4 protein-coding genes are annotated in these 3,870 nt (G+C 42.4%); all 4 read right to left on the bottom strand.

The features are described from left to right. Positions 1-42: 42 nt before the first annotated feature. The 4 genes from APB76_RS23425 to APB76_RS16595 all read right to left on the bottom strand — a co-directional run bounded on the left by APB76_RS23425 (position 43) and on the right by APB76_RS16595 (position 3,710). A complete protein-coding gene (locus tag APB76_RS23425; protein WP_268808132.1) occupies positions 43-171 on the bottom strand; it encodes a hypothetical protein in 129 nt (42 codons plus the stop codon). 330 nt (positions 172-501) lie between these two features. Next, positions 502-765: a hypothetical protein gene (locus tag APB76_RS16580; protein WP_054963657.1), complete on the bottom strand. Its 264-nt coding sequence runs from the start codon at positions 763-765 to the stop codon at positions 502-504. An 852-nt stretch (positions 766-1,617) separates the two neighbouring features. Further along, positions 1,618-2,562: a D-2-hydroxyacid dehydrogenase family protein gene (locus APB76_RS16585; protein ID WP_054963656.1), complete on the bottom strand. Its 945-nt coding sequence runs from the start codon at positions 2,560-2,562 to the stop codon at positions 1,618-1,620. Between the two features lie 629 nt (positions 2,563-3,191). After that, complete coding sequence (locus APB76_RS16595) at positions 3,192-3,710, bottom strand: hypothetical protein (protein ID WP_054963655.1); 519 nt, start codon at positions 3,708-3,710, stop codon at positions 3,192-3,194. Positions 3,711-3,870 lie beyond the last annotated feature (160 nt).

Below are 3,870 nucleotides of genomic sequence, written 5' to 3' on the forward strand. Positions count from 1 at the left end.
CGCCCTGCTAAGTGGCTAGCAACGCATTACACGATACTTAAACTAGCCGCCGTAAACACTGTACCAGACTAGAACCAAAATCGCCGAGCGTTGATAGTCCGGCTTGAGCAGTTTGTTAGCTGCTACGAAGAAGGTTGAGTTTTTCTCCCAAGCGCCTAATTTGACATACATTATTGTTTTCAAATGACAATGTAAACTGGACAGCTCAAAACCCCAAACACAGTTGCTAGAACATGCTTGGCAGAGAATGCTTTCAAAAAAGCCCACTACCAAGCACGAAAATCAGATTTAGCTACGCAGAATTTCAACACCCAAGAAGCCGCACCAAAGAACTAAACAAACACAACACTTCAGTAAGCTGACTGTGGTTGATTCAACCACTTCACGAACAGTGCCACTGGCGAGATAACTTGTACCTGAGGATTATCAAGTGTGAAGCTAGAGCCCCGTATTCATGATCACTTAAGCCCTTAGTTTCTTTAAACACTAGCTAACGCCTTGCTAAGTGGCTGACAACATACCACAAAAGGCAAACAAACCACCGTAAACACTGAACAAACTTTGAAGTAAACTCGCCCCGTGTTGGCAGTCCGTCTTAAGCAAATTGTTAATAAAGTATTTTCGGCGCACTCTAGAACCAAACAAACCACTGAACTCAACACAACGAACCAACCAAACCTTTGCTGGCTGCTGACCCACTTTGTTTTCCAGAAACCAAACGACAGCAAATACCTTACCTAAGGTTTCAGAGAACGAGCCACCCACTAAAGTTGCGGACAGTTAATTGCCATAATGATGAAGCTATGAAGACGAAGATGGTTGCTGGCATATTAGCGCTTTTGATGCTTTCAAATGGCATTTACACCGAAGAAACGACGAACAAAAAGCGCACGATCGAGCTAGAACTCAACCGCTAAACCAAAGCACATGACCAACTACTTGCCATAGAATACTATTCGTTTACAGCTAGCTTATTAACGCCCTGCTAAGTGGCTAGCAACGCATTACTCGATACTTAAGCTAGCCGCCTTAAACACTGTACCAGACTAGAACCAAAATCGCCGAGCGTTGATAGTCCGCCTTGAGCAGCTTGTTAGCTGCTACGAAGAAGGTTGCGTTTTTCACCCAAGTGCCTAATTTGAAATACATTATTGCTTTCAAATGACCATGTAAATTGGACAGCTCAAAAACCTAAACTTAAATGATGAAACATGCTTGGTAGAGAATGCTTTCGAAGAAGCCAACTACCAAGTGCGCTAATCAGATTTAGTCACAGCAACATTCCAACACCCAAGAAGCCACACCAAAGAACTAAACAAACACACCACTTCAGTAAACTGACCTTGGTTGATTCAACCACTTTTAGAACAGTGCCACTGGCGAGATAGTTTGTACCTAAGGACTATCAGGTGTGAAGCGAGAACCCCATATTCATGAGCACTTAAACCCTTCGTTTCTTTAAACACTAGCTAACGCCCTGTTAAGGGGTGAGCAACGCAAAACCGAAGCCGCCGCATACCACCTTAAACACTAAAACCAACGCATAGTGAAAATGCCACGCGTTGCGAATCCCTCTTGAACAGTTTGTTATAACAACGATTTCTTCGATGCTGATGTTTACGCCTTACCCTGCTCGAAAGCTAAAATATTCTCGAATGCTATTTTGAAGTAAAGCTCATAGCTGTTTTGCTCTACATACCCTAAATGTGGAGTAGCCGTTACGTTAGGTAATGACAATAAAGGCTCGTTATCAAGCGATGCTGGTTCATTGTCAAATACATCAACGGCAGCTCGCTTAGTTGAGACCGCCACCAGCTCGTTGTATAGCGCAGAGTTTTCTACAAGCTCTGAGCGACTAATGTTTACAAATAAAGAGTCGGGCTTCATTAAACTCAAGTCCTGAGCTGTTACGCACGCCCTAGTTATTTCATTCAGGCGTAAGTGAAGTGACACAATATCCGAACCAGAGAAAAATGCTTCCTTTGAAGCGACAGCTTCAAAGCCATGTTCAAGCGCAAGATTTTTAGATTCCTCACTACCCCAAACAACAACTGACATTTCAAATGCTTTTGCATATTGGGCAATTCGTTGTCCAATTTTTCCGTAGCCCCAAATACCAAGCTTCAAGCCCTTTAGAGTGCGACCTAAACCAAGCACTCCAGAGTTTTGCCATTTATCATTTTGGAGATTAGCTAAATAAGTTGGTACGTGGCGACTTGCCGCCATAATCAGCGCCCAAGCTAATTCCGAAGGAGCAACAGGAGAGCCACGCCCCTCCAACACCTTTACTCCATACTTTTCGCATAGGTGGACATCAATATGATTGCTGACTTTACCTGTTTGACTGATAACTTTAAGGTTAGGTAACTGTGCAAGCAGTGACTCTGTAATCACTGTCCGTTCTCGGATTAAAACAAGAACCTCGGTGTCTTTTAGCTTAACTACCAACTCCGTTTCAGGAAGTGTTTCGTTCAAGATGGACACATCGTGATGTGATAGTAATTCGAAACAATCTAACGTTCTAACCACATCCTGGTAGTCATCTAAAACTGTTATTTTCACGGAACTCTCCTTGTTGTTATAACGACGTGTTAAGTGGTGAGCAACGCACCACCACACTTAATAAAGCCACCTTAAACACTGCATTTAAATTTGCAACCAAAACTGCCGAGCGTTGAGAATCCAGCTTGAACACATTGTTAATAAAGTACTTGCGGCGCACTCTAGACCCAAACAAACCACTGAACTCAACACCACGAACCAACTATATTTTTGCTGGCTGCTGACCCACTTTCATTTCCAAAGACCAAGCAAGAGCAAGCACCAAACCTAAGGTTTCAGAGAACGAGCCACCCACTGAAGTTACGGACAGTTAATTGCCACAGCGATGAGCTTTTGAGAGTGAAGATGGTTGTTGGCATATTAGCGCTATCGATGATTTCAAATGGCATTTGCGCCAAAGAAGCGACTTACCCGAAGCGAACGGTTCAGTTAAAACTTAGCGCCCAAACCAAAAGCACATGACCAACCAATTGCCAAAAAATACCATTCGTTTACAGCAAGCTTATTAACGCCAAATTAAGGTGTGAACAACGCCAACAACTTACCTAAAGCATTGTGCCATAAACACTAAACTGGCTAGAAGTGAAAGCGCCGAGCGTTGTGAATCACTCTTAAATTTCTTGTTATATTTATTTTTTGGTCAAATAATCAATAACATTTGGATCTCGAAACATTGCAGCAACCGAGTTAGCTAACGAGAAACTACTCGCTTCATTTGCATCAATATCCTCGGCAAACGCTGGATATATAGCTTCATAATCGGCATTCGTTCTTAATTTCAGCAACGTATCACAACCAACAGAAAGTGAATTTTGGGGTAATTTACAAACAAGTTTCTCTATAGATAAATTTAACCCTTTCTTGGCGCTAGCGCTCATTTTTGCGTTTCGTTTAACTAGTTCCTGCTTCGTAAGTTCAATGACAGTGTCTGTTAATTCTTTCTTGTTACTCGTGACCGTTAAGCCCCCTAGCTCCACAATCACAATTTTGTCTTTATTAGTTTGGACATTGCTAACTGATAGCTCATCGTTAACATTGAACTCAATAAATGTTTGCATCTCTGATATGTCGACGGTATGACGTAAGTCCATCGAGCCGCAACCACTGACAAATATAGCACTAGCCAAAAGCGCCATTTTAGTTTTCATTTTCTATCCTTATATTGTATTTCAGCCCATAAATATAACGCCCTGCTAAGTGGCTAGCAACGCATTACACGATACTTTAACTAGCCGCCGTAAGCACTGTACCAAACTAGAACCAAAATTGCCGAGCGTTGATAGTCCGCCTTGAGCAGTTTGTTAGCTG

The organism is Vibrio bivalvicida (assembly GCF_001399455.2).
GTDB lineage: Bacteria > Pseudomonadota > Gammaproteobacteria > Enterobacterales > Vibrionaceae > Vibrio > Vibrio bivalvicida.